Origin of the sequence: Rhodococcus pyridinivorans, from assembly GCF_900105195.1 — a bacterium.
Lineage (GTDB): Bacteria > Actinomycetota > Actinomycetes > Mycobacteriales > Mycobacteriaceae > Rhodococcus > Rhodococcus pyridinivorans.
The window spans coordinates 3,121,338-3,140,814 of sequence record NZ_FNRX01000002.1; the positions used below are offsets into that span (position 1 = coordinate 3,121,338).

The following is a 19,477-nucleotide window of genomic DNA, read 5'->3' on the forward strand; positions in this document are numbered from 1 at the left end:
ATCACGCCTCCCCGAAGAACTTCTGGGCGCGCCGGATCGCCGCGCCGAGTGCCTGCACCTCGTCCGGCGTGTTGTACACGGCGAACGATGCGCGGGCGGTCGCGGCCACCCCGAAGCGGCGGTGCAGCGGCCAGGCGCAGTGGTGTCCGACCCGGATCTCCACGCCCTCGTCGTCGAGGATCTGGCCGAGATCGTGCGCATGGATTCCGTCCACGACGAACGACACCGCCCCGCCCCGCTGTTCGGCGGTCGTGGGTCCGATGATGCGCACGCCGTCGATGCCGCCCAGCTCGGCGAGCGCAGCAGCGGTCAGCTCGTGTTCGTGTGCAGCGACGGCGTCCATCCCGATGTCCTGCAGGTAGCGCACGGCGGCACCGAGGCCGACGGCCTGCGAGACCATGGGCGAACCGGCCTCGAATCGCTGCGGCGGTGCGGCGAAGGTCGTGGCCTCCATCGTCACCGTCTCGATCATCGAGCCACCGGTGATGAACGGCGGCACGTCGGCGAGCAGGTCGCGGCGACCGTAGAGAACGCCGACGCCGGACGGACCGAACATCTTGTGTCCGGAGAAGGCGGCGAAGTCGACTCCGAGGGCGCGGAAGTCGACGGCCATATGCGGCACCGACTGGCACGCGTCGAGCACGACGATCGCGCCGATCTCCTTCGCGCGTCGCACGATCTCCTCGACGGGGGCGACCGCGCCGGTCACGTTCGACTGGTGCGTGAACGCCACGACCTTCACAGCGTCGGTCAGCGTCAGCGAATCGAGATCGATGCGGCCGTCGTCGGTGACGCCGTACCAGCGCAGGGTGGCACCCGTGCGCCGCGCGAGTTCCTGCCAAGGAACGAGATTCGCGTGGTGCTCGAGCTCGGTGACGACGATCTCGTCACCGGGTCCGAGCCGGTGCGGGAACCGGTCGTCGGCGAAGGCGTAGGCGACGAGGTTGAGCGACTCGGTGGCGTTCTTGGTGAACACCACCTCGTCGACGTCGACCCCGACGAACGACGCGATGACAGCGCGGGCGTCCTCGTACGAGTCGGTCGCCTCCTCCGACAACGCATGCGCACCGCGGTGCACGGCCGCGTTCCGCGTCGCCAGGAACTCACGCTCGGCGTCGAGCACCTGCACCGGACGCTGGGAGGTGGCCCCCGAGTCGAGGTAGACCAGGGGTTTGCCGTCGCGCACCGTGCGCGCGAGGATCGGGAAATCCGCCCTGATCCGGGCGATGTCCAAGGTCCGCACCGGCACCGTCATCCGATCACGCTCCTTGCGTTGCTGCCTGGGTGAAACGAACGTAGCCGTTGGTCTCGAGCTCGTCGGCGAGCTCGGGGCCACCGGACTCGACGACGCGGCCACCCACGAAGACGTGCACGAACTGCGGCTTGATGTAGCGCAGGATGCGGGTGTAGTGGGTGATGAGCAGGACGCCGCCGTTCTCGTTCTCCTGGTAGCGGTTCACGCCCTCGGAGACGACGCGCAGCGCGTCCACGTCGAGGCCCGAGTCGGTCTCGTCGAGGATAGCGATCTTCGGCTTCAGCAGACCGAGCTGCAGGATCTCGTGGCGCTTCTTCTCGCCACCGGAGAAGCCCTCGTTGACACTGCGCTCGCCGAAGGCCTGATCGATGTCCAGCTCGGACATCGCCTGCTTGACCTCCTTGACCCAGTGGCGCAGCTTGGGAGCCTCGCCGCGCACGGCGGTCGCGGCGGTGCGGAGGAAGTTCGACATCGACACGCCGGGCACCTCGACCGGGTACTGCATCGCGAGGAACAGGCCGGCGCGGGCGCGCTCGTCGACGCTCATCTCGAGCACGTCCTCACCGTTGAGGGTGATACTGCCCGAGGTGATCTCGTACTTGGGGTGGCCGGCGATCGCGTACGACAGGGTGGACTTTCCGGAGCCGTTGGGGCCCATGATGGCGTGCGTCTCACCCGAGCGGACCGTGAGATCGACGCCCTTGAGAATGTCGATGGGTTCAGCGTTCTCGTCGTTCTGAGCGACGCGGACGTGCAGGTCCTTGATCTCGAGGACGTTCGAAGGTGTGGACATCGAAATGCGTTTCCTTAGTGGAGAGGTATCGGGAGTACGGGGAGACGGCCGTCAGGCGCCGACGGCGGCGAGTTCCGCCTCGATGGCGGCCTCGAGCCGTTCGCGGACCTCGGCGACCGTGATGCGCTCGAGCAGCTCGTGGAAGAAGCCGCGGACGACGAGGCGACGCGCTTCCTCCTCGGGGATACCGCGAGCACGCAGGTAGAACAGCTGCTCGTCGTCGAAGCGGCCGGTCGCCGACGCGTGTCCGGCACCGACGATCTCACCGGTCTCGATCTCGAGGTTCGGCACGGAGTCGGCGCGCGCACCGTCGGTGAGCACCAGGTTGCGGTTGAGCTCGAAGGTGTCGGTGCCCTCGGCCTCGGCGCGGATGAGCACATCGCCGATCCACACGGTGTGCGCGTCGGGCTTGCCGGAGGCCGGATCGCCCTGCAGCGCACCCTTGTACACGACGTTCGACTTGCAGTTCGGCTGCGAGTGGTCGACGAGCAGGCGCTGCTCGAAGTGCTGGCCGGCGTCGGCGAAGTACAGGCCGAGCAGTTCGGCGTCGCCGCCGGGGCCGTCGTACTTGGTGGTCGCCGACACGCGCACGAGATCGCCGCCGAGCGCCACGGTGAAGTGGCGAAGCACGGCATCGCGGCCGACGCGAGCGTGGTGCGCGGCGACGTGTACGGCGTCGTCGGCCCAGTCCTGCACCGCGACGACCTTCAGCTGTGCGCTGTCGCCGAGCACGAACTCGATGTTCTCGGCGTAGGTGCCGCTGCCGCGCTGGTCGATGACGAGCGTGAGGTTGGCGAACGCCTCGAGCCGGATCTGCACGTGACCGTAGGCGACGGCGCCCTCACCCGGTCCCGTGATCGTCACGGTGACGGGCTCGGCGACCTCGACCTCGCGGCCGACGGTGAGGACGGTCGCGGTCTCGAACGACGAGTACGCCTGTGCTGCGATCCGGTCGAACGGCACACCGGCCTGTCCGAGTCGCGCGTCGTCGCGCGCCACGGTCTCGACCTGCACGCCGTCGACCGGGGTGACCTCGACGGTCGCGGTGCCGGTCGCGGGAGCGGTGCCGTCGTGCAGACCGCGCAGGCGGCGCAGCGGGGTGAACCGCCACACCTCGTCGCGACCCGACGGAATCTCGAAGGCGTTCACATCGAAGGACGTGAAGACCTCACCCTTGTTGATTGCCGGCACCCGGTTCTCGGCACGCACGGCATCCTGCACGCCCGTCGCGGTAGCCGGCGTGTTCTTCGCTTCCGCAGTCATTTAGCCGACTGCCCCTTCCATCTGCAGTTCGATCAGGCGGTTGAGTTCGAGGGCGTACTCCATCGGTAGTTCCTTGGCGATGGGCTCGACGAATCCGCGCACCACCATGGCCATGGCCTCGTCCTCGTCGAGTCCGCGACTCATCAGGTAGAACAGCTGGTCGTCGCTCACCTTCGAGACGGTCGCCTCGTGCCCCATCGTGACGTCGTCCTCACGGATGTCGACGTACGGGTAGGTGTCGGAACGGCTGATCTGGTCGACGAGCAGCGCGTCGCACTTGACGGTCGACTTCGAGCCGTGGGCGCCCTTGTTGACCTGCACGAGGCCGCGGTAGGAGGCTCGTCCACCGCCGCGCGCCACCGACTTCGACACGATGGTCGAGGAGGTGTGCGGCGCCAGGTGCAGCATCTTCGCGCCGGTGTCCTGGTGCTGGCCCTCGCCGGCGAAGGCGACGGAGAGCACTTCACCGCGAGCGTGCTCGCCCATCATCCACACGGCCGGGTACTTCATCGTCACCTTGGAACCGATGTTGCCGTCGATCCATTCCATCGAGCCGCCGGCCTCGACCTTGGTGCGCTTGGTCACCAGGTTGAAGACGTTGTTCGACCAGTTCTGGATGGTCGTGTAGCGGCAGTGGCCGCCCTTCTTGACGATGATCTCGACGACCGCGGAGTGCAGCGAGTCGGACTTGTAGATCGGGGCGGTGCAGCCCTCGACGTAGTGCACCGAGGCGCCCTCGTCGACGATGATCAGGGTGCGCTCGAACTGGCCCATGTTCTCCGTGTTGATGCGGAAGTAGGCCTGCAGCGGAATGTCGACGTGCACACCCGGCGGGACGTAGATGAACGAGCCACCCGACCACACCGCGGTGTTCAGGGCGGAGAACTTGTTGTCGCCGGCCGGGATGACCGTGCCGAAGTACTCCTTGAACAGCTCGGGGTGCTCGCGCAGGCCCGAGTCGGTGTCGAGGAAGATCACGCCCTGGCTCTCGAGGTCCTCGCGGATCTGGTGGTAGACCACCTCGGACTCGTACTGGGCGGCGACACCGGCGATGAGGCGCTGCTTCTCCGCCTCCGGGATGCCCAGCCTGTCGTAGGTGTTCTTGATGTCCTCGGGGAGCTCGTCCCAGCTCGCGGCCTGCTTCTCCGTCGAGCGCACGAAGTACTTGATGTTGTCGAAGTCGATTCCGTCGAGGTTCGAGCCCCACACCGGCATCGGCTTCTTGTCGAAGGTGCGCAGCGCCTTGAGGCGGATATCGAGCATCCACTCGGGCTCGTTCTTCTTGGCGGAGATGTCCCGCACGACCTCTTCGGACAGGCCGCGCTGTGCCGTGGCGCCCGCGGTGTCGGGGTCCGCCCAGCCGTATTCGTAGTGGCCGAGAGAATCGATCGTCTCTTCCTGCGTCAGCGGCGCGGTTCCGGACGTCTGATCCGATGCGACGGTCATGCGAGCTCCTTCCGGAGTCTGGTGGGCGTCGGCGCGGGCTGTGCGTCGACGGTCGACGGGTGGGTGGATGTCTTCCTGATGTGCCCTGGTTCGCGGAGCACTCGCGGTGGGATCGTCACGTAGGCGGCTCCGGACGGGGCGCGTCCGCTTTGGAGAGAACGGGCACGTGTGTCGTGCAGAAGGCGTCGCCGTTCGCGATCGTCGCGAGGCGTTGCACGTGGGTTCCTAGGATCCGCACGAAGGCCTCCTGCTCCGCCTCGCACAGTTCGGGGAACTGCTCCGCGACGTGCGAGACCGGGCAGTGGTGCTGGCAGATCTGCACGCCGGTGCCGACGCGGCGGGTCGAGGCGGCGAAACCGGAGGCGGTGAACGCCCCGGCGATCTCCTCGGCGACGCTCTCGACGTCGTCGACGTTCTCGTCGGCGGGCGCGATGGTGCCGAGGATCGAGTCCACACGGCGGCGTGCGAAGTCCTCCACGGCAGCGTCGCCGCCGAGTTCGCGGAGGTGCCGCATGGCGGCGGTGGCGAGATCGTCGTAGGAGTGCCCGAGGCGGGCGCGTCCGACGGCGGTGAGCTGGAAGCGGCGGGCGGGGCGGCCACGACCGCGTCCTTGCCTGCGCGGCGGCGCGGCGGCCTGCGCCTCACCGGACTCGATGAGCGCGTCGAGATGGCGTCGCACGCCCGCGGCGCTGAGCCCCAGACGCTCGCCGATCTCCGGCGCGGTGATGGGACCTTCTTCGAGCAGCAACTGCACGACGGCGGCGCGGGTCTGACCCTCCGGGATCTCGCGGCCCGTCGAAGCAGGATTCTTGCGGGTGTCCTCGACGCGCGACGCCGTCGCGGCAGGTGCGTGACCTGCGCGTTCTGCGGTGTCGGTGGTGTCGGACGGGTATTTCACAACACCAGTGTGACGGAATTCGGAAGGACGGTCCACCAAGGGTGCCCTTTGTTACACCTCGTGACGGAGCCGTCGGAGACCACCCTCGTCGTCCCGTTACGCTTCTGACGTGCCGTCGACTCCTCCCCTGTCCGCCCCGCACACGACGTCTCCGTCGCCGGGCCGATCCGGGGTCCGCGAACGGCTGCACGTGTGGATCCGACGCGCTCTGGGCCTCGACGCCCCGGGACCACACGCCGATGTCTCGGTCGTCCTGCACGGCGACGAGATCGAAGGTCGCGGACTCGACGCGATCGAGAACGTCTACCTCCACCGCATCCGGCTGCTCGGCGCCACCGGTGCCGTCCTCATGGCAGTCGGGGCACTCGGCGCCGGCGCCCAGCCGGTCCTGCAGAACCCCGTGCAGGGCGTCCGCGCCCTCGGACTGGCGGCACGCATGCCGAGCGCCGCCCTCACGACGACCATGATCGGCACGGCGCTGGTGATCCTCGCCTGGTTGCTGCTCGGCCGGTTCGCGATCGGCCGGGGCGCACCGGACGGTCCCGTGCGCCGACTGTCCCGGTCGCAGCTCGACCGCACCTTGCTGCTGTGGATCCTTCCGCTGGTCGTCGCTCCGCCGATGTTCAGCAAGGACGTCTACTCGTATCTCGCGCAGAGCGAGATTGCCGCGCGCGGGCTCGATCCCTACGCGATCGGTCCGGCCGGCGCGCTGGGGGTCGACCACGTCCTGACCCGGACGGTGCCGAACATCTGGCGCGACACCTCGGCCCCCTACGGCCCGGCCTTCCTGTGGATCGGCGAGAAGATCACGTACCTCACGGGCGAGAACATCGTGGCCGGCATCTTCGTCCACCGGCTGCTCGCGCTCGTGGGTGTGGCCCTGATCGTGTGGGCGCTGCCGCGGCTCGCCCGCCGGTGCGGCGTTGCGTCGGTGAGCGCGTTGTGGCTCGGTGCCGCGAACCCGCTGTTGCTCTTCCACCTGGTCGCGGGCATCCACAACGAGGCACTGATGCTCGGGCTCATGCTCGCCGGTGTCGAGCTCGCGCTGCGGGCCGTCCACCCGGACGACGAGGCGGCCTCGCGCCTGCGTCTCGCGGGGTGGCTCGCGGCCGGCACCGCGCTGATCGCCCTGTCGTCGATGATCAAGGTGCCCTCGCTGCTCGCGCTCGGATTCGTCGGCATGGCCCTTGCCCGCAAGTGGGGTGGCGGCTTCCGCGCCGTGCTCGCCGCCGCCGCGATCCTCGGCATCGGGACCTGTGTCGTCATCGGCGCTGTGAGCTGGGGCAGCGGCCTGGGCTTCGGCTGGACGAAGACCCTGGGCACCGCCACGGAGGTCCGCAGCTGGATGTCGATCCCGACCCTGCTCGGCATGGGTACCGGCCTCGGCGGCGTGCTGCTCGGTCTCGGCGACCACACGACGGCCGTGCTGTCCATCACGCGCCCCATCGCAGCGCTGGTGGCCGCTTTCGTCACGATGCGCATGCTGCTCGCGGTGCTCATGGGACGGATCCATCCGGTCGGTGCGCTGGGGGTCTCGCTGGGCGCGATCGTGCTGCTCTTCCCGGTCGTGCAACCGTGGTACCTGCTGTGGGCGGTGATCCCGCTCGCGGCCTGGGCGACCCGTCCGGTCTTCCGGATCCCCACCATCGCGTTCTCGTCGGTTGTCGGCATGATCCTCATGCCCAACGGCAGCGAATACCAACCGTTCATCATCGTCCAGGCGTCGATCGCGACCATCGTCGTGGTCGGTCTGATCATCGTCGCCACACGCTCCCGGCTGCCGTGGCGGCTGCAGGAGCGCACACCACCGCGTCCGGCGGAAACCGCGGACGCCTAGGCTGGAACCCTGTGACCCCGAGTTCTCCCGCCGGTGCGGTACCGGCCGTGCGCCTGGACGGCGTCGTCAAGACCTACGGGGGCGTCACCGCCGTGAACGGTCTCGATCTGACCGTCGAACGCGCCCAGGTGCTCGCCCTCCTCGGCCCGAACGGCGCCGGTAAGACCACCACTGTGGAAATGTGCGAGGGGTTCGTCACTCCCGACGTGGGCACAGTCCGCGTCCTGGGGCTCGATCCCGTCGCCGATTCCGACGCCCTCCGCCCCCGGATCGGCGTGATGCTGCAGGGTGGCGGCGCCTATCCCGGTTCGCGGGCCGGTGAGATGCTCGACCTGGTGGCGGCGTACTCGGCGGATCCCCTCGACCCCGACTGGCTGCTCCAGCGTCTCGGGCTCACCGACGCCCGCCGCACCCCCTACCGCCGATTGTCGGGCGGACAACAGCAACGCCTCGCGCTCGCATGCGCGCTGGTGGGGCGCCCCGAACTGGTGTTCCTCGACGAACCGACGGCGGGTCTCGACGCACAGGCCCGGCTGCTCGTCTGGGAACTGATCGACGCACTGCGCCGCGACGGTGTGAGCGTGCTGCTCACCACCCACCTCATGGACGAGGCGGAAGAGCTCGCCGACGAGATCGTCATCATCGATCACGGGCGGGTGGTCGCCGCAGGGACACCCGACGAAGTCACCCGCGACGGCGCCGAGGGCCAGCTGTGGCTGTCCGCGCCTTCGGGCCTCGACCTGAGTGCCCTGCAGTCCGCCCTGGCCGGCACCCACCGGATCCGGGAGGACAATCCCGGGCGGTATCTCGTCGAGGGCACGATCGAACCGTCCGTCGTCGCGGCGGTGGCGACCTGGTGCGCGAATCTGGGCGCACTGGCAACCGAGATCCGGGTGGATCAGCGCAGCCTCGAGGACGTCTTCCTCGAGTTGACCGGTCGGGAGTTGAGAGGGTGAGCGTGACCCACGATCGTCTGGCGAACAACCGGTTCGCGGAAGGGACCTTCACCCCGCGACCGCAGCCGAACTCGCCGTCGAAGATGCTCGCGGCGCAGACCGCCATGGAACTCAAGTTGCTGCTGCGCAACGGCGAGCAGCTCCTACTGACCATGTTCATTCCGATCACGCTGCTGATCGGCCTGTCGCTGCTACCGATCGGCGATCTCGGCGACTCGCGGGTCGACAGCGTGCTGCCAGCGGTGATGATGGTGGCCGTGATGTCGACGGCGTTCACCGGTCAGGCGATCGCCGTGGGCTTCGACCGCCGCTACGGCGCCCTCAAGCGGATCGGCGCGACCGCGCTGCCCAAGTGGGGAATCATCGCTGGCAAGAGCGCGGCGGTGGGCATCGTCGTCGTCCTGCAGGCCGTGTTGCTCGGTGCCATCGGGCTGGCCCTGGGCTGGCGCCCCTCCCCCGTCGACCTGCTCATCGGGGCGGTCGTCATCGCCTTGGGCACGGTGATGTTCGCGACACTGGGGCTGCTGCTCGGTGGAACCCTGCGCGCCGAGATCGTGCTCGCCCTCGCGAACATCGTGTGGTTCGTGCTGTTGGGCATCGGCAGCGTCGTGGTGCTCGGCGACGTGATCCCCGAAGCGGTGGTCCACCTGCTGCGGATCGTGCCGTCGGGGGCGTTGACGCTCGCGCTCGAGAACGCCACCTCGGGTGTGTTCGACTGGTTGTCGATCGTCTCGCTGCTCGTGTGGACGGTGATCGGCGGCACCGCCGCGGCGCGCTGGTTCCGCTTCACCTGAGTCGTGGGCGGCCCGATCGGGCACGACCCAACTACAGCGTGTAGTGGTTCACGCCGTACCATCGAACCGTGTTGTATCGCGGCTACCTGAGCCTTGTCGACCGTCTCCCCCTGCCGTCGCTGCGGACGCAGAAGATCATCGCGTTCCTCACGATTCTCACCCAGGGCGGCATCGCAGTGACCGGCTCGGTCGTCCGCGTCACCGCCTCCGGACTGGGTTGCCCGACCTGGCCGCAGTGCTTCCCCGGGTCGCTGGTCCCGGTGGGTGTGTCGAGCGGGGTGAACACCCTGCACCAGGTGGTCGAGTTCGGCAACCGGCTGCTGACCTTCGTGGTCGTGGCCGTCGCAGCCGCGATCGTCCTGGCCGTCACCCGTGCGCGGCGCCGCAAGGAGGTCATCGCCTGGGCGTGGTTGATGCCGGCAGGCACCGTGCTGCAGGCGATCATCGGCGGCATCACCGTCCTGGCCGGTCTCGCCTGGTGGACGGTCGCGATCCACCTGCTCGCATCGATGCTCATGGTGTGGCTGGCGACAGTGCTCTACGCGAAGGTGAGCGAGCCGGACGACGGCACGGTGGTGCAGGTATTGCCCCAGCCGCTGCGCCGGCTCACCGCCTTGTCGGGTGTCGCGCTCGCCGTGGTCCTCGTGCTCGGCACGATGGTCACCGGCGCCGGCCCGCACGCCGGAGACAAGAGCGTCGACAGACCCGTCCCGCGCCTCGCGCTCGACATCACCAATCTCGTCCACCTGCACGCCGAAGCGCTCATCGGCTATCTCGCGCTGCTGATCGGCCTCACCTTCGCCGTCTACGCGGTCCATGCACCCCGAGCCGTCACGCTGCGTCTGAAGGTCGTCCTGGCCCTGGTGGTCGCACAGGCCGGCATCGGCCTCGTCCAGTTCTGGACGGACGTGCCTGCCGTGCTGGTCGTCTTCCACGTCGCCGGCGCCGGACTGTGCACGGCGGCGACCGCCGCGGTCTGGGCGGCCGGACGGACGCGCACGACCGCACCGGATCGCGAGCCCGTTCCGGCCTGACCGTTCGACGACGCGGCCCCTCCCCGGACTTCCGGGAAGGGGCCGCGTGTCGTCGTACGGATGTCGGGCGGTCAGCGCTCGTTGCGGGCCTTGGGGAACTTCGTCTGACGTGCCACCCAACCGGCCATCTTCGCCCAGTGATCCTTCTGCGGGTTGGCGATGCTGGTGACCTCGCGGTCCCACTCGGAGACGGTGACGTCGGGGATCTCCTCGACGATGGCGCGCGCCGTCGGGAGGTCCTTCGCGACGCGGTCGCCGAGGGTGCCGTCGGCGGCGACCACGGTGATCCGGACGCCGGACAGACCGATCGGCTGCAGCACGGCCTTCCCGGAACCTCCGTGCTCGGCGACGAAGCTGCGGATGGACGAGACGATGTCGGCCGGTGCGGCCACGACCTGTGTTTCGACGCTCATGTCTGCAGAATACTGTGAGCGCTATGCACGCAATCGAAGTGGCACAGCACGGAGGCCCCGACGTCCTCGTCCCCGTCGAACGACCCGACCCCTCGCCCGGACCGGGTGAGCTGCTGGTTCGCACCGACGCGATCGGCGTCAACTTCATCGACACCTACTTCCGCACCGGCCTCTACGGCACGGAGCTGCCGTACATCCCGGGCTCGGAGGGCACGGGCACGGTCGTCGCCCTCGGCGAGGGTGTGCGGGACACGGCGGTAGGCGACCGAGTGTCGTGGTGCGAGGCACCCGGCTCGTACGCCGAACTGGTCCGCGTCCGCGAGCAGGTCGCCGTGCCGGTCCCGGACTCGGTGCCGGCCGAGCAGGCCGCCTCGGTCCTCCTGCAGGGCATGACCGCGCACTACCTGCTGAACTCCGTCCACCCGGCACAGCCCGGCGAGACGGTGCTCGTCCACGCAGGTGCCGGTGGTGTGGGGCTGATCCTGACGCAACTCGCCGTCGCGAAGGGCGTGCGGGTGATCACCACCGTGTCCTCCGACGAGAAGGAGGCCCTGTCGCGGGAGGCCGGCGCCGCGGAGGTGCTGCGCTACGGCGACGACCTCGCCGAGAAGGTGCGCGAGCTCACCGACGGCGAGGGGGTGGCCGCAGCCTACGACGGTGTCGGTGCCGCGACCTTCGAGGCGTCGCTCGCGTCCGTCCGTGTGCGCGGCACGGTCGCGCTGTTCGGTGCCGCGAGCGGACCCGTCCCGCCCTTCGACCTGCAGCGGCTGAACCCGGCGGGTTCGCTGTTCGTCACGCGGCCCACCCTCGTGCACTACACCCGAGACCGCGAGGAGCTGCTGTGGCGGGCGGGCGACGTGCTCGCGGCGCTCGCCGACGGGTCGCTGAAGCTCCGCGTGGGAGCGAGCTATCCCCTCGCCGAGGCCGCCCGCGCCCACGCCGATCTCGAAGGACGCCGGACCACCGGATCGATCGTCCTGATCCCGTGATCTCCGGACCCGGCACGACGAACGCCCCGGCCGCTCGGCCGGGGCGTTCGTCGTGAAGCGTGGATCAGAAGTACGAGCCGATCGTCGGCAGTGCGAGCACGGAGTCGATCGCCAGGCCCAGGCACACCACCGCGAGGTAGTTGTTGGACTGGAGGAACAGCTTGAGCGGCTTGACCGACGCCCCGCCGCGCACACTGTTGAACAGCTGGTGCGCAACGATCAGGAACCAGGCGCCCGCGAGCAGCGCGACGGCCGCGTAGATCACACCGGCGGCCGGGACGATCACCAGCGTCGCGATCACGGTCGCCCAGGTGTAGAGCACGATCTGCTTCGTGACGTGCTGCTCGGTGGCGATGACCGGCAACATCGGCACGCCGGCTGCCTTGTAGTCCTCCTTGTAACGCATCGCGAGCGCCCAGGTGTGCGGCGGCGTCCAGAAGAAGATGACCAGGAACAACACGATGGGTTCCCAGCTCAGCGAACCCGTCACGGCGGCCCAGCCGACCATCACGGGCATACATCCGGCAGCCCCGCCCCAGACCACGTTCTGCCAGGTCCGGCGTTTGAGCACCATCGTGTACACGAGCACGTAGAACGCGATCGTCGCCACGACCAGCAGTCCGGCCAACAGGTTGGCGCGCCACCACAACCACGCGAAGGACGCGATGCCGAGCAGCATGCCGAAGACGAGGGCGTTGCGTGTCGGCACCGTCTGCCGGGCGAGCGGACGCAACGCCGTGCGTTTCATCACCTTGTCGATGTCGGCGTCGACGACGCAGTTGAGCGAGTTGGCGCTCGCCGCACCCATCCAGCCGCCGAACAGGGTGCTCAGGATGAGCACGATGTCGACGTTGCCGCGGTCGGCGAACAGCATCGCGGGAATGGTCGCGACCAGCAGGAGTTCGATCACCCGCGGCTTGGTCAACGCTATGTAGGCGAGGACGGTGCCGGAGATCCGGCCCCACGCGGTGTCGGGGCGCGGGGCGCTCGGCGCTTCGGGGGCGCCGAAGCCGTGTCCTCCCGGCCGTCGCCCTGCCCGCACACTGTCTCCTTGTCCCACGCGGATCCGCACCTTCGTTTCGCCCGTTCACGGTCGCCCGGTTCCGGACGCTCCTCTACTACGAACGATGGTAGACCGGACCGTTGCCCGGACCGAATCGACCCGTTCGGAGCAGCGCATTAGTCTGAAGTAGCGCGCGGGCCGACTTCCACCCGCCGGGACCCCGTACACCCATGTCAGGAGACTTCAAGCTCGTGTCGATCACAGACGAGATCCGCACCCTCACCCAGCCTGCGCATCCTGCCGACTGGACCGACCTGGACACCAAGGCCGTCGACACCGCGCGCGTGCTCGCCGCCGACGCCGTGCAGAAGGTCGGAAACGGGCATCCCGGTACCGCGATGAGCCTCGCTCCCCTCGCGTACACCCTTTTCCAGCGTGTGATGCGCCACGATCCGACCGACCCCGAGTGGGTCGGCCGCGACCGCTTCGTGCTCTCGTGCGGACATTCGAGCCTGACGCTGTACACCCAGCTGTACCTGTCCGGCTACGGACTCGAGCTCGCCGACCTCGAAGCGCTGCGCACGTGGGGTTCGCTCACCCCGGGCCACCCCGAGTACGGCCACACCGCCGGCGTCGAGATGACCACCGGCCCACTGGGTCAGGGTCTGGCCTCCGCCGTGGGCATGGCGATGGCCGCCCGCCGCGAGCGCGGTCTGTTCGATCCCGAGGCGCCCGCCGGCTCGAGCCCGTTCGACCACTACGTCTATGTGATCGCGTCCGACGGCGACATCGAGGAGGGCGTGACCTCCGAGGCGTCCTCGCTCGCCGGTGTCCAGCAGCTCGGCAACCTGATCGTCTTCTACGACGACAACAAGATCTCCATCGAGCACGACACCGCGATCGCTCTCGGTGAGGACGTCTCCAAGCGCTACGAGGCATACGGCTGGCACGTGCAGACCGTCGAGGGCGGCGAGAACGTCACCGCCCTGCTCGAGGCCGTCGAGGCCGCGAAGGCGGTCACCGACCGTCCGTCCTTCATCTCCGTCCGCACGATCATCGGCTACCCGGCGCCGACGAAGATGAACAGCGGCGACGCGCACGGTGCCGCGCTCGGCGTCGACGAGGTCGCCGAGATCAAGAAGATCCTCGGCTTCGACCCCGAGAAGAACTTCGACGTCGACCCGGCCGTGATCGAGCACGCCCGGCAGGTCGTGACGCGCGGCACCGAGGCACGCGCCGCATGGCAGGCCGACTTCGACGCGTGGGCCGCCCGCGAGCCGCAGCGCAAGGAACTGTTCGACCGCCTGCACGCCGGTGAGTTCCCGGAGGGCTGGGTCGACGCACTGCCGACCTACGAGCCCACCGAGAGCGGTCCCGCGACCCGCTCGGCGTCCGGCAAGGCCCTCGCCGCGCTCGGACCGGTACTGCCCGAGCTGTGGGGCGGTTCCGCCGACCTCGCCGGCAGCAACAACACGACGATTCCCGGTTCCGACTCCTTCGGTCCCGAGTCGATCTCCACGAAGGACTGGAACGCGCAGCCCTACGGACGCACCCTGCACTTCGGCGTCCGCGAACACGCGATGGGATCGATCCTCAACGGCATCGCCCTGCACGGCCCGACCCGCCCCTACGGCGGCACCTTCCTCGTCTTCTCCGACTACATGCGGCCCGCGGTGCGTCTCGCGGCCCTCATGCAGACCCCGGCGATCTACGTGTGGACGCACGATTCGATCGGTCTCGGTGAGGACGGCCCGACGCACCAGCCGATCGAGCACCTCGCGGCGCTGCGCGCGATCCCGAATCTCGCCGTGATCCGCCCGGCCGACGCCAACGAGACGTCGTTCGCGTGGAAGGCCGCGCTGGAGAACCGCACCGGCCCGACCGCTCTGGCGCTGACCCGTCAGAACGTGCCGGTGCTCGAGGGCACGCGGGAGAAGGCCGCCGAGGGTGTCGCCCGCGGTGCCTACATCCTGGCCGAGGCCTCGTCGGGCACCCCGGAGGTCGTGATCCTCGCGACCGGTTCCGAGGTCCAGCTCGCCGTTGCCGCCCGCGAGACCCTCGAGGCCGACGGTGTGCCCACCCGCGTCGTCTCCGTGCCGGTGCTCGACCGGTTCCTCGAGCAGGACCAGGCCTACCGCGACGAGGTGCTGCCCCCGTCGGTGCGCGCCCGCGTGTCCGTCGAGGCCGGTCTCGCGATGCCGTGGTACCGCCTCATCGGCGACGCCGGTGAGCCGGTCTCGCTCGAGCACTACGGCGCCTCCGCCGATTACAAGACCCTGTACCGCGAGTTCGGCATCACTGCCGAGGCCGTCGTCGACGCCGCGCGTCGCTCGCTGACCCGAGTGAAGGGATGATCCGATGACCCAGCAGACCTCCACGCAGAACGCTGCGCTGGCCGAACTGTCCGCCCAGGGTGTCTCGGTGTGGCTGGACGACCTGTCCCGCGACCTCATCGACTCCGGCAAGCTCGCCGAGCTCGTCGCGACCCGCAGTGTCGTGGGTGTGACGACCAACCCGTCGATCTTCCAAGCCGCCCTGTCGAAGGGCCATGCCTACGACGCGCAGATCCGCGATCTCGCCGCCGCCGGTGCCGACGCCACCGAGGCGATCCGCACCGTCACCACCGACGACGTGCGCGCGGCCTGCGACGTCCTCGCGCCGGTGTTCGAGGCCACGGACGGCCTCGACGGACGGGTGTCGATCGAGGTCGACCCGCGTCTGGCGCACAAGACGGACGAGACCGTCCAGCAGGCCCTCGAGCTGTGGCGCATCGTCGACCGCCCGAACCTGTTCATCAAGATCCCGGCGACGATGGCGGGTCTGCCGGCCATCGCCCGGGTGATCGGTGAGGGTGTCAGCGTCAACGTCACGCTGATCTTCTCGGTCGAGCGCTACGAGCGGGTCATCGAGGCCTACCTCGACGGCCTGACCGCGGCGAAGGCCTCCGGTCACGACCTGTCGAAGATCCGCTCGGTCGCGTCGTTCTTCGTCTCGCGTGTCGACACCGAGATCGACCCGCGCCTCGAGGAGATCGGCACCGACCGGGCGCTGGCTCTGCGTGGCAAGGCCGGTCTCGCCAACGCGCGGCTCGCGTACGGCGCGTACCAGCGCGCGTTCGAGGGCGGGACGCGGTTCGAGCAGCTCGCCGAGGCGGGTGCCGTTCCCCAGCGTGCGTTGTGGGCGTCGACGGGTGTGAAGAACCCCGATTACCCCGACACCCTCTACGTCACCGAGTTGGTCGCGCCGAACACCGTGAACACGATGCCGGAGAAGACCCTCGAGGCCGTGGCCGACCACGGTGAGGTCACGGGCGACACCGTCACCCGCAACATCGCCTCCTCCCAGCAGGTCTTCGACGCGCTGGCATCGGTCGGTGTGGATCTTCCCGACGTCTTCCGCAAGCTCGAGGACGAGGGTGTGGAGAAGTTCGTCGTGGCGTGGAAGGACCTGCTCGCGGCGACGGCGGAACAGCTCGCGGCTCACGCGCCGGGCGCGGAGGGCTGAACGTGCCCGAATCCGGTGCGGCGGAGTGGGTGAATCCGCTCCGGGACAACAGAGATCGCAGACTGCCCCGTATCGCCGGCCCGTGCGCGCTGGTGATCTTCGGCGTGACCGGCGATCTGGCCCGGCGCAAGTTGATGCCCGCCGTCTACGATCTCGCCAACCGCGGCCTCCTGCCGCCCGGATTCGCGCTCGTCGGTTTCGCCCGGAGGGATTGGGCCGACGAGGACTTCGGTCAGGTGGTCCACGACGCGGTGCGTGAGCATTCGCGTACCCCCTTTCGCGAGGAGGTCTGGCAGCGCCTCGCGGAGGGGATCCGCTTCGTGCAGGGCACCTTCGACGACGATGCGGCGTTCGCGGAGCTCGCGACGACCCTCGAGAAGCTCGACCGCGAACGCGGTACGGGTGGCAACCACGCGTTCTACCTGTCGGTTCCCCCGGACGCCTTCCCCGTGGTGTGCGGGCAGCTGTCGCGTTCGGGTCTGGCCGCGGAACGCGGCGGCTCGTGGAGCCGCGTCGTGATCGAGAAGCCGTTCGGGCACGACCTCGAGAGTGCGCGCGAGCTCAATTCGGTTGTCGGTGAGGTGTTCTCCGAGGAATCCGTCTTCCGCATCGATCACTATCTCGGCAAGGAGACGGTCCAGAACATCCTCGCGTTGCGTTTCGCGAACCAGATGTTCGAGCCGGTGTGGAACGCGCACTACGTCGACCACGTGCAGATCACGATGGCCGAGGACATCGGCCTCGGTGGTCGCGCCGGCTACTACGACGGCATCGGCGCGGCCCGCGACGTCATCCAGAACCATCTCCTGCAGCTGCTCGCCTTCACCGCGATGGAGGAACCGGTGAGCTTCGCGGCGTCGGAGCTGCACGCGGAGAAGATCAAGGTGCTGTCGGCGACCCGGCCGGCGGAGCCGTTCGACGAGACCACCGCGCGCGGCCAGTACGCATCCGGCTGGCAGGGCGGCGAGAAGGTCGTCGGACTGCTCGAGGAGAAGGGTTTCGCGGCGGATTCGACCACCGAGACGTACGCGGCCATCACCCTCGAGGTCGACACCCGCCGCTGGGCGGGTGTGCCCTTCTACCTGCGCACCGGCAAGCGCCTCGGCCGCCGCGTCACCGAGATCGCGGTGGTCTTCAAGCGGGCCCCGCACCTGCCGTTCGACAAGACCATGACCGAGGAGCTCGGTCAGAACGCGTTGGTGATCCGCGTGCAGCCCGACGAGGGCATCACGATGCGCTTCGGGTCGAAGGTGCCCGGCTCCGAGATGGAGGTCCGGGACGTGAACATGGACTTCAGTTACGGCCAGGCATTCACGGTCTCCTCCCCCGAGGCCTACGAGCGCCTGATCCTCGACGTGCTCCTCGGCGTCCCGTCACTGTTCCCGGTGGACGAGGAAGTCGAATTGTCCTGGAAGATCCTCGATCCGGTGCTCGAGCACTGGGCGGCGAACGGGCGACCGGAACCCTACGAGTCCGGCACCTGGGGTCCGCAATCGGCCGACGAGATGCTGCGGCGTACCGGCCGGGAATGGAGGCGTCCGTGAGGCTCCAGTTGCGCAACACCTCCGCGAATGCCATCAGTCGCAAGCTGGTGGAGCTGCGACGGTCGAGTGGAATGGTCACGCAGGGCCGTGTTCTCACGTTCATCGTGTGCGCCGGCGACGCGCGAGGCCTCGACGCCGCGATCACGGCCGCCACCGAGGCGTCGAAGGAACATCCCTGCCGCGTCATCGTCGTCGGTCGCGGACGACAGGACGGTCCGTCGCGGCTCGACGCGGAGATCCGGGTCGCCGGTGAAGCGGGTGCCTCCGAGGCATTGATCCTCGCCCTGCACGGCGAACTCGGTGAACATCAGGAATCGGTCGTGGTGCCTTTCCTCCTTCCGGACACCCCCGTCGTCGCGTGGTGGCCCAACCAGGCCCCCGCGGTCCCGGCCGAGGACCCGGTGGGTCGTCTCGCCGTCCGCCGCATCACCGACGTGACCAACTCCGACGACCCGCGTGCCGATCTCGCGACCCGCCTGTCCGGTTACCGGCCGGGCGACACGGATCTGGCCTGGGCCCGCATCACCTACTGGCGGGCGCTGCTGGTCTCGGCACTCGATCAGCCGCCCTACGAGCCAGTGCTCTCGGCACGCGTGTCGGGGCTGCGGACCGAACCGGCCGTCGATCTGATCGCGGGGTGGCTCGCGAGCCGTCTCGACTGCCCCGTCGAGCGATCCGTCGGCGAGCTGAGGGTGGAACTGCGCACGGCGTCGCAGACGATCGCCCTGGAACGCCCGCAGGAAGGTCGCGTGGCGACCCTCGAACGCACCCACAAGCCCGATTCGCTGATCAGCCTGGCGCGCCGGAACTCGGCCGAATGTCTCGCCGAGGAACTGCGTCGCCTCGATCCCGACGAAGTCTACGAAGCCGCGTTGTCGGCCCTGCCGAAGGTGGATTATGTCTGACACGGCCCGCACTCCGTCCGAGATCCGGTGTTTCGCCGACGCCGACGAGGTCGCCCGCGCCGCGGCGTCCGCCTTCGTCGATGCCGTCGTCGCCGCGCAGCGCGAGCGGGTGCAGGCCCACGTCGTGCTCACCGGCGGCGGTACCGGTATCGCGATGCTCGAGCACGTGCGTCGCGACCAGGGCGCCATCGACTGGTCGGCGGTGAACGTCTACTTCGGCGACGAGCGTTTCCTGCCGCCCGGCGATCCGGATCGCAACGAGGTGCAGGCCCGTGGGGCTCTGCTCGACCACGTGCCGATCGACCCGGCACGCATCCACACCATGCCGGCGCTCGGCGAGGACGGGTGCAGCACACCGGAGGACTCGGCCCAGCGGTACGCCGAACTCCTCGCGGCGCACTCCCCCGACGGCACCGTGCCGGTCTTCGACGTGCACCTGCTCGGCATGGGCGGTGAGGGACACATCAATTCGCTGTTCCCCCACACCGACGCGGTGCGCGAGTCGGAGCGTTTCGTGGTGGGTGTCGACGACTCCCCGAAGCCGCCGCCGGCCCGGGTGACGCTGACGCTGCCCGCCGTGCAGCGGGCGCGGCAGGTCTGGTTGCTGGTCACCGGTGCCGCCAAGGCGGAGGCCGTCGCGGCGGCCGTGGGCGGTGCCGCACCGGAGGACTTCCCGTCCGCGGGCGCCCACGGCACCGAACGCACCGTGTGGTTCCTCGATCCGGCTGCCGCAGAGCAACTCCCGGCGCAGTGACCGGGCGGAGCGTCGGGAGTCCGACGCCGTGATCGGCGATCCGGCCGTCATGCGCCCGCGCCGTCGAAGTCGGGATCGTCGGCGTCGTC

General features: G+C 69.1%; 17 protein-coding genes. 10 read left to right on the forward strand and 7 right to left on the reverse strand.

Annotation, left to right across the window (positions count from 1 at the left end; genetic code table 11):
* Position 1 precedes the first annotated feature (1 nt).
* The 5 genes from BLV31_RS14775 to BLV31_RS14795 all read right to left on the reverse strand — a co-directional run bounded on the left by BLV31_RS14775 (position 2) and on the right by BLV31_RS14795 (position 5,691).
* A complete protein-coding gene (locus BLV31_RS14775) occupies positions 2-1,255 on the reverse strand; it encodes a cysteine desulfurase (protein ID WP_064060314.1) in 1,254 nt (417 codons plus the stop codon).
* A gap of 4 nt (positions 1,256-1,259) precedes the next feature.
* Positions 1,260-2,048, reverse strand: coding sequence for a Fe-S cluster assembly ATPase SufC (gene sufC, locus BLV31_RS14780; RefSeq protein WP_064060313.1), 789 nt, complete (start codon positions 2,046-2,048; stop codon positions 1,260-1,262).
* Positions 2,049-2,099: 51 nt separating this feature from the next.
* Positions 2,100-3,311: a Fe-S cluster assembly protein SufD gene (gene sufD, locus BLV31_RS14785; protein ID WP_064060312.1), complete on the reverse strand. Its 1,212-nt coding sequence runs from the start codon at positions 3,309-3,311 to the stop codon at positions 2,100-2,102.
* Positions 3,312-4,757 (reverse strand): Fe-S cluster assembly protein SufB, encoded by a 1,446-nt coding sequence (gene sufB, locus BLV31_RS14790; protein WP_064060311.1) that lies wholly within the window; start codon positions 4,755-4,757, stop codon positions 3,312-3,314.
* Positions 4,758-4,872: 115 nt separating this feature from the next.
* Complete coding sequence (locus BLV31_RS14795; protein ID WP_064060310.1) at positions 4,873-5,691, reverse strand: helix-turn-helix transcriptional regulator; 819 nt, start codon at positions 5,689-5,691, stop codon at positions 4,873-4,875.
* A gap of 73 nt (positions 5,692-5,764) precedes the next feature.
* Here BLV31_RS14795 and mptB point away from each other — a divergent pair, with 73 nt between their 5' ends.
* From mptB to BLV31_RS14815, 4 genes are all read left to right on the forward strand, one after another.
* On the forward strand, positions 5,765-7,492 hold the full coding sequence (gene mptB / locus BLV31_RS14800) for a polyprenol phosphomannose-dependent alpha 1,6 mannosyltransferase MptB (RefSeq protein WP_371850703.1): 1,728 nt from the start codon (positions 5,765-5,767) through the stop codon (positions 7,490-7,492).
* An 11-nt stretch (positions 7,493-7,503) separates the two neighbouring features.
* A complete protein-coding gene (locus tag BLV31_RS14805; RefSeq protein WP_064060309.1) occupies positions 7,504-8,448 on the forward strand; it encodes an ABC transporter ATP-binding protein in 945 nt (314 codons plus the stop codon).
* A complete protein-coding gene (locus tag BLV31_RS14810; RefSeq protein ID WP_006551497.1) occupies positions 8,445-9,242 on the forward strand; it encodes an ABC transporter permease in 798 nt (265 codons plus the stop codon). The genes BLV31_RS14805 and BLV31_RS14810 overlap by 4 nt, the downstream gene beginning before the upstream one ends.
* Positions 9,243-9,310: 68 nt before the next feature.
* A complete protein-coding gene (locus BLV31_RS14815) occupies positions 9,311-10,276 on the forward strand; it encodes a COX15/CtaA family protein (protein ID WP_024100811.1) in 966 nt (321 codons plus the stop codon).
* Positions 10,277-10,347: 71 nt separating this feature from the next.
* On the opposite strand, the gene BLV31_RS14820 is transcribed toward BLV31_RS14815, so the two are convergent.
* Positions 10,348-10,689, reverse strand: coding sequence for a hypothetical protein (locus tag BLV31_RS14820; RefSeq protein WP_064060307.1), 342 nt, complete (start codon positions 10,687-10,689; stop codon positions 10,348-10,350).
* Positions 10,690-10,712: 23 nt separating this feature from the next.
* Between BLV31_RS14820 and BLV31_RS14825 the strand changes: the two genes are divergently transcribed.
* A complete protein-coding gene (locus BLV31_RS14825) occupies positions 10,713-11,678 on the forward strand; it encodes a quinone oxidoreductase family protein (RefSeq protein WP_006551493.1) in 966 nt (321 codons plus the stop codon).
* A 64-nt stretch (positions 11,679-11,742) separates the two neighbouring features.
* Here BLV31_RS14825 and BLV31_RS14830 read toward each other — a convergent pair whose 3' ends face one another.
* Complete coding sequence (locus BLV31_RS14830; RefSeq protein ID WP_006551492.1) at positions 11,743-12,720, reverse strand: heme o synthase; 978 nt, start codon at positions 12,718-12,720, stop codon at positions 11,743-11,745.
* 212 nt (positions 12,721-12,932) lie between these two features.
* On the opposite strand from BLV31_RS14830, the gene tkt reads away from it, so the two are divergent.
* The 5 genes from tkt to pgl are packed head-to-tail and all read left to right on the forward strand — an operon-like array spanning position 12,933 to position 19,388.
* A complete protein-coding gene (gene tkt / locus BLV31_RS14835) occupies positions 12,933-15,035 on the forward strand; it encodes a transketolase (RefSeq protein ID WP_006551491.1) in 2,103 nt (700 codons plus the stop codon).
* Positions 15,036-15,039: 4 nt separating this feature from the next.
* Entirely contained in the window at positions 15,040-16,185 is a 1,146-nt protein-coding gene (gene tal, locus BLV31_RS14840; protein WP_006551490.1) for a transaldolase, read from the forward strand.
* Between the two features lie 2 nt (positions 16,186-16,187).
* Positions 16,188-17,729 carry a glucose-6-phosphate dehydrogenase gene (zwf, locus tag BLV31_RS14845; protein WP_006551489.1) on the forward strand — a complete coding sequence of 514 codons (1,542 nt, stop codon included), beginning with the start codon at positions 16,188-16,190 and terminating at the stop codon, positions 17,727-17,729.
* A complete protein-coding gene (opcA, locus tag BLV31_RS14850; RefSeq protein ID WP_006551488.1) occupies positions 17,714-18,634 on the forward strand; it encodes a glucose-6-phosphate dehydrogenase assembly protein OpcA in 921 nt (306 codons plus the stop codon). Before zwf ends, opcA begins: the two co-directional genes overlap by 16 nt.
* Positions 18,627-19,388, forward strand: a complete 762-nt coding sequence (pgl, locus tag BLV31_RS14855) for a 6-phosphogluconolactonase (protein WP_064060306.1) — start codon at positions 18,627-18,629, stop codon at positions 19,386-19,388. Before opcA ends, pgl begins: the two co-directional genes overlap by 8 nt.
* Positions 19,389-19,477 lie beyond the last annotated feature (89 nt).

What these genes read in the sequence shown, in the direction of transcription:
- BLV31_RS14775 (WP_064060314.1), bottom strand. Translation starts at nt 1,255, where the DNA reads ATGACGGTGCCGGTGCGGACCTTGGACATCGCCCGGATCAGGGCGGAT.
- sufC (WP_064060313.1), bottom strand. Translation starts at nt 2,048, where the DNA reads ATGTCCACACCTTCGAACGTCCTCGAGATCAAGGACCTGCACGTCCGC.
- sufD (WP_064060312.1), bottom strand. Translation starts at nt 3,311, where the DNA reads ATGACTGCGGAAGCGAAGAACACGCCGGCTACCGCGACGGGCGTGCAG.
- sufB (WP_064060311.1), bottom strand. Translation starts at nt 4,757, where the DNA reads ATGACCGTCGCATCGGATCAGACGTCCGGAACCGCGCCGCTGACGCAG.
- BLV31_RS14820 (WP_064060307.1), bottom strand. Translation starts at nt 10,689, where the DNA reads ATGAGCGTCGAAACACAGGTCGTGGCCGCACCGGCCGACATCGTCTCG.
- BLV31_RS14825 (WP_006551493.1), top strand. Translation starts at nt 10,713, where the DNA reads ATGCACGCAATCGAAGTGGCACAGCACGGAGGCCCCGACGTCCTCGTC.
- tal (WP_006551490.1), top strand. Translation starts at nt 15,040, where the DNA reads ATGACCCAGCAGACCTCCACGCAGAACGCTGCGCTGGCCGAACTGTCC.
- opcA (WP_006551488.1), top strand. Translation starts at nt 17,714, where the DNA reads ATGGAGGCGTCCGTGAGGCTCCAGTTGCGCAACACCTCCGCGAATGCC.
- pgl (WP_064060306.1), top strand. Translation starts at nt 18,627, where the DNA reads ATGTCTGACACGGCCCGCACTCCGTCCGAGATCCGGTGTTTCGCCGAC.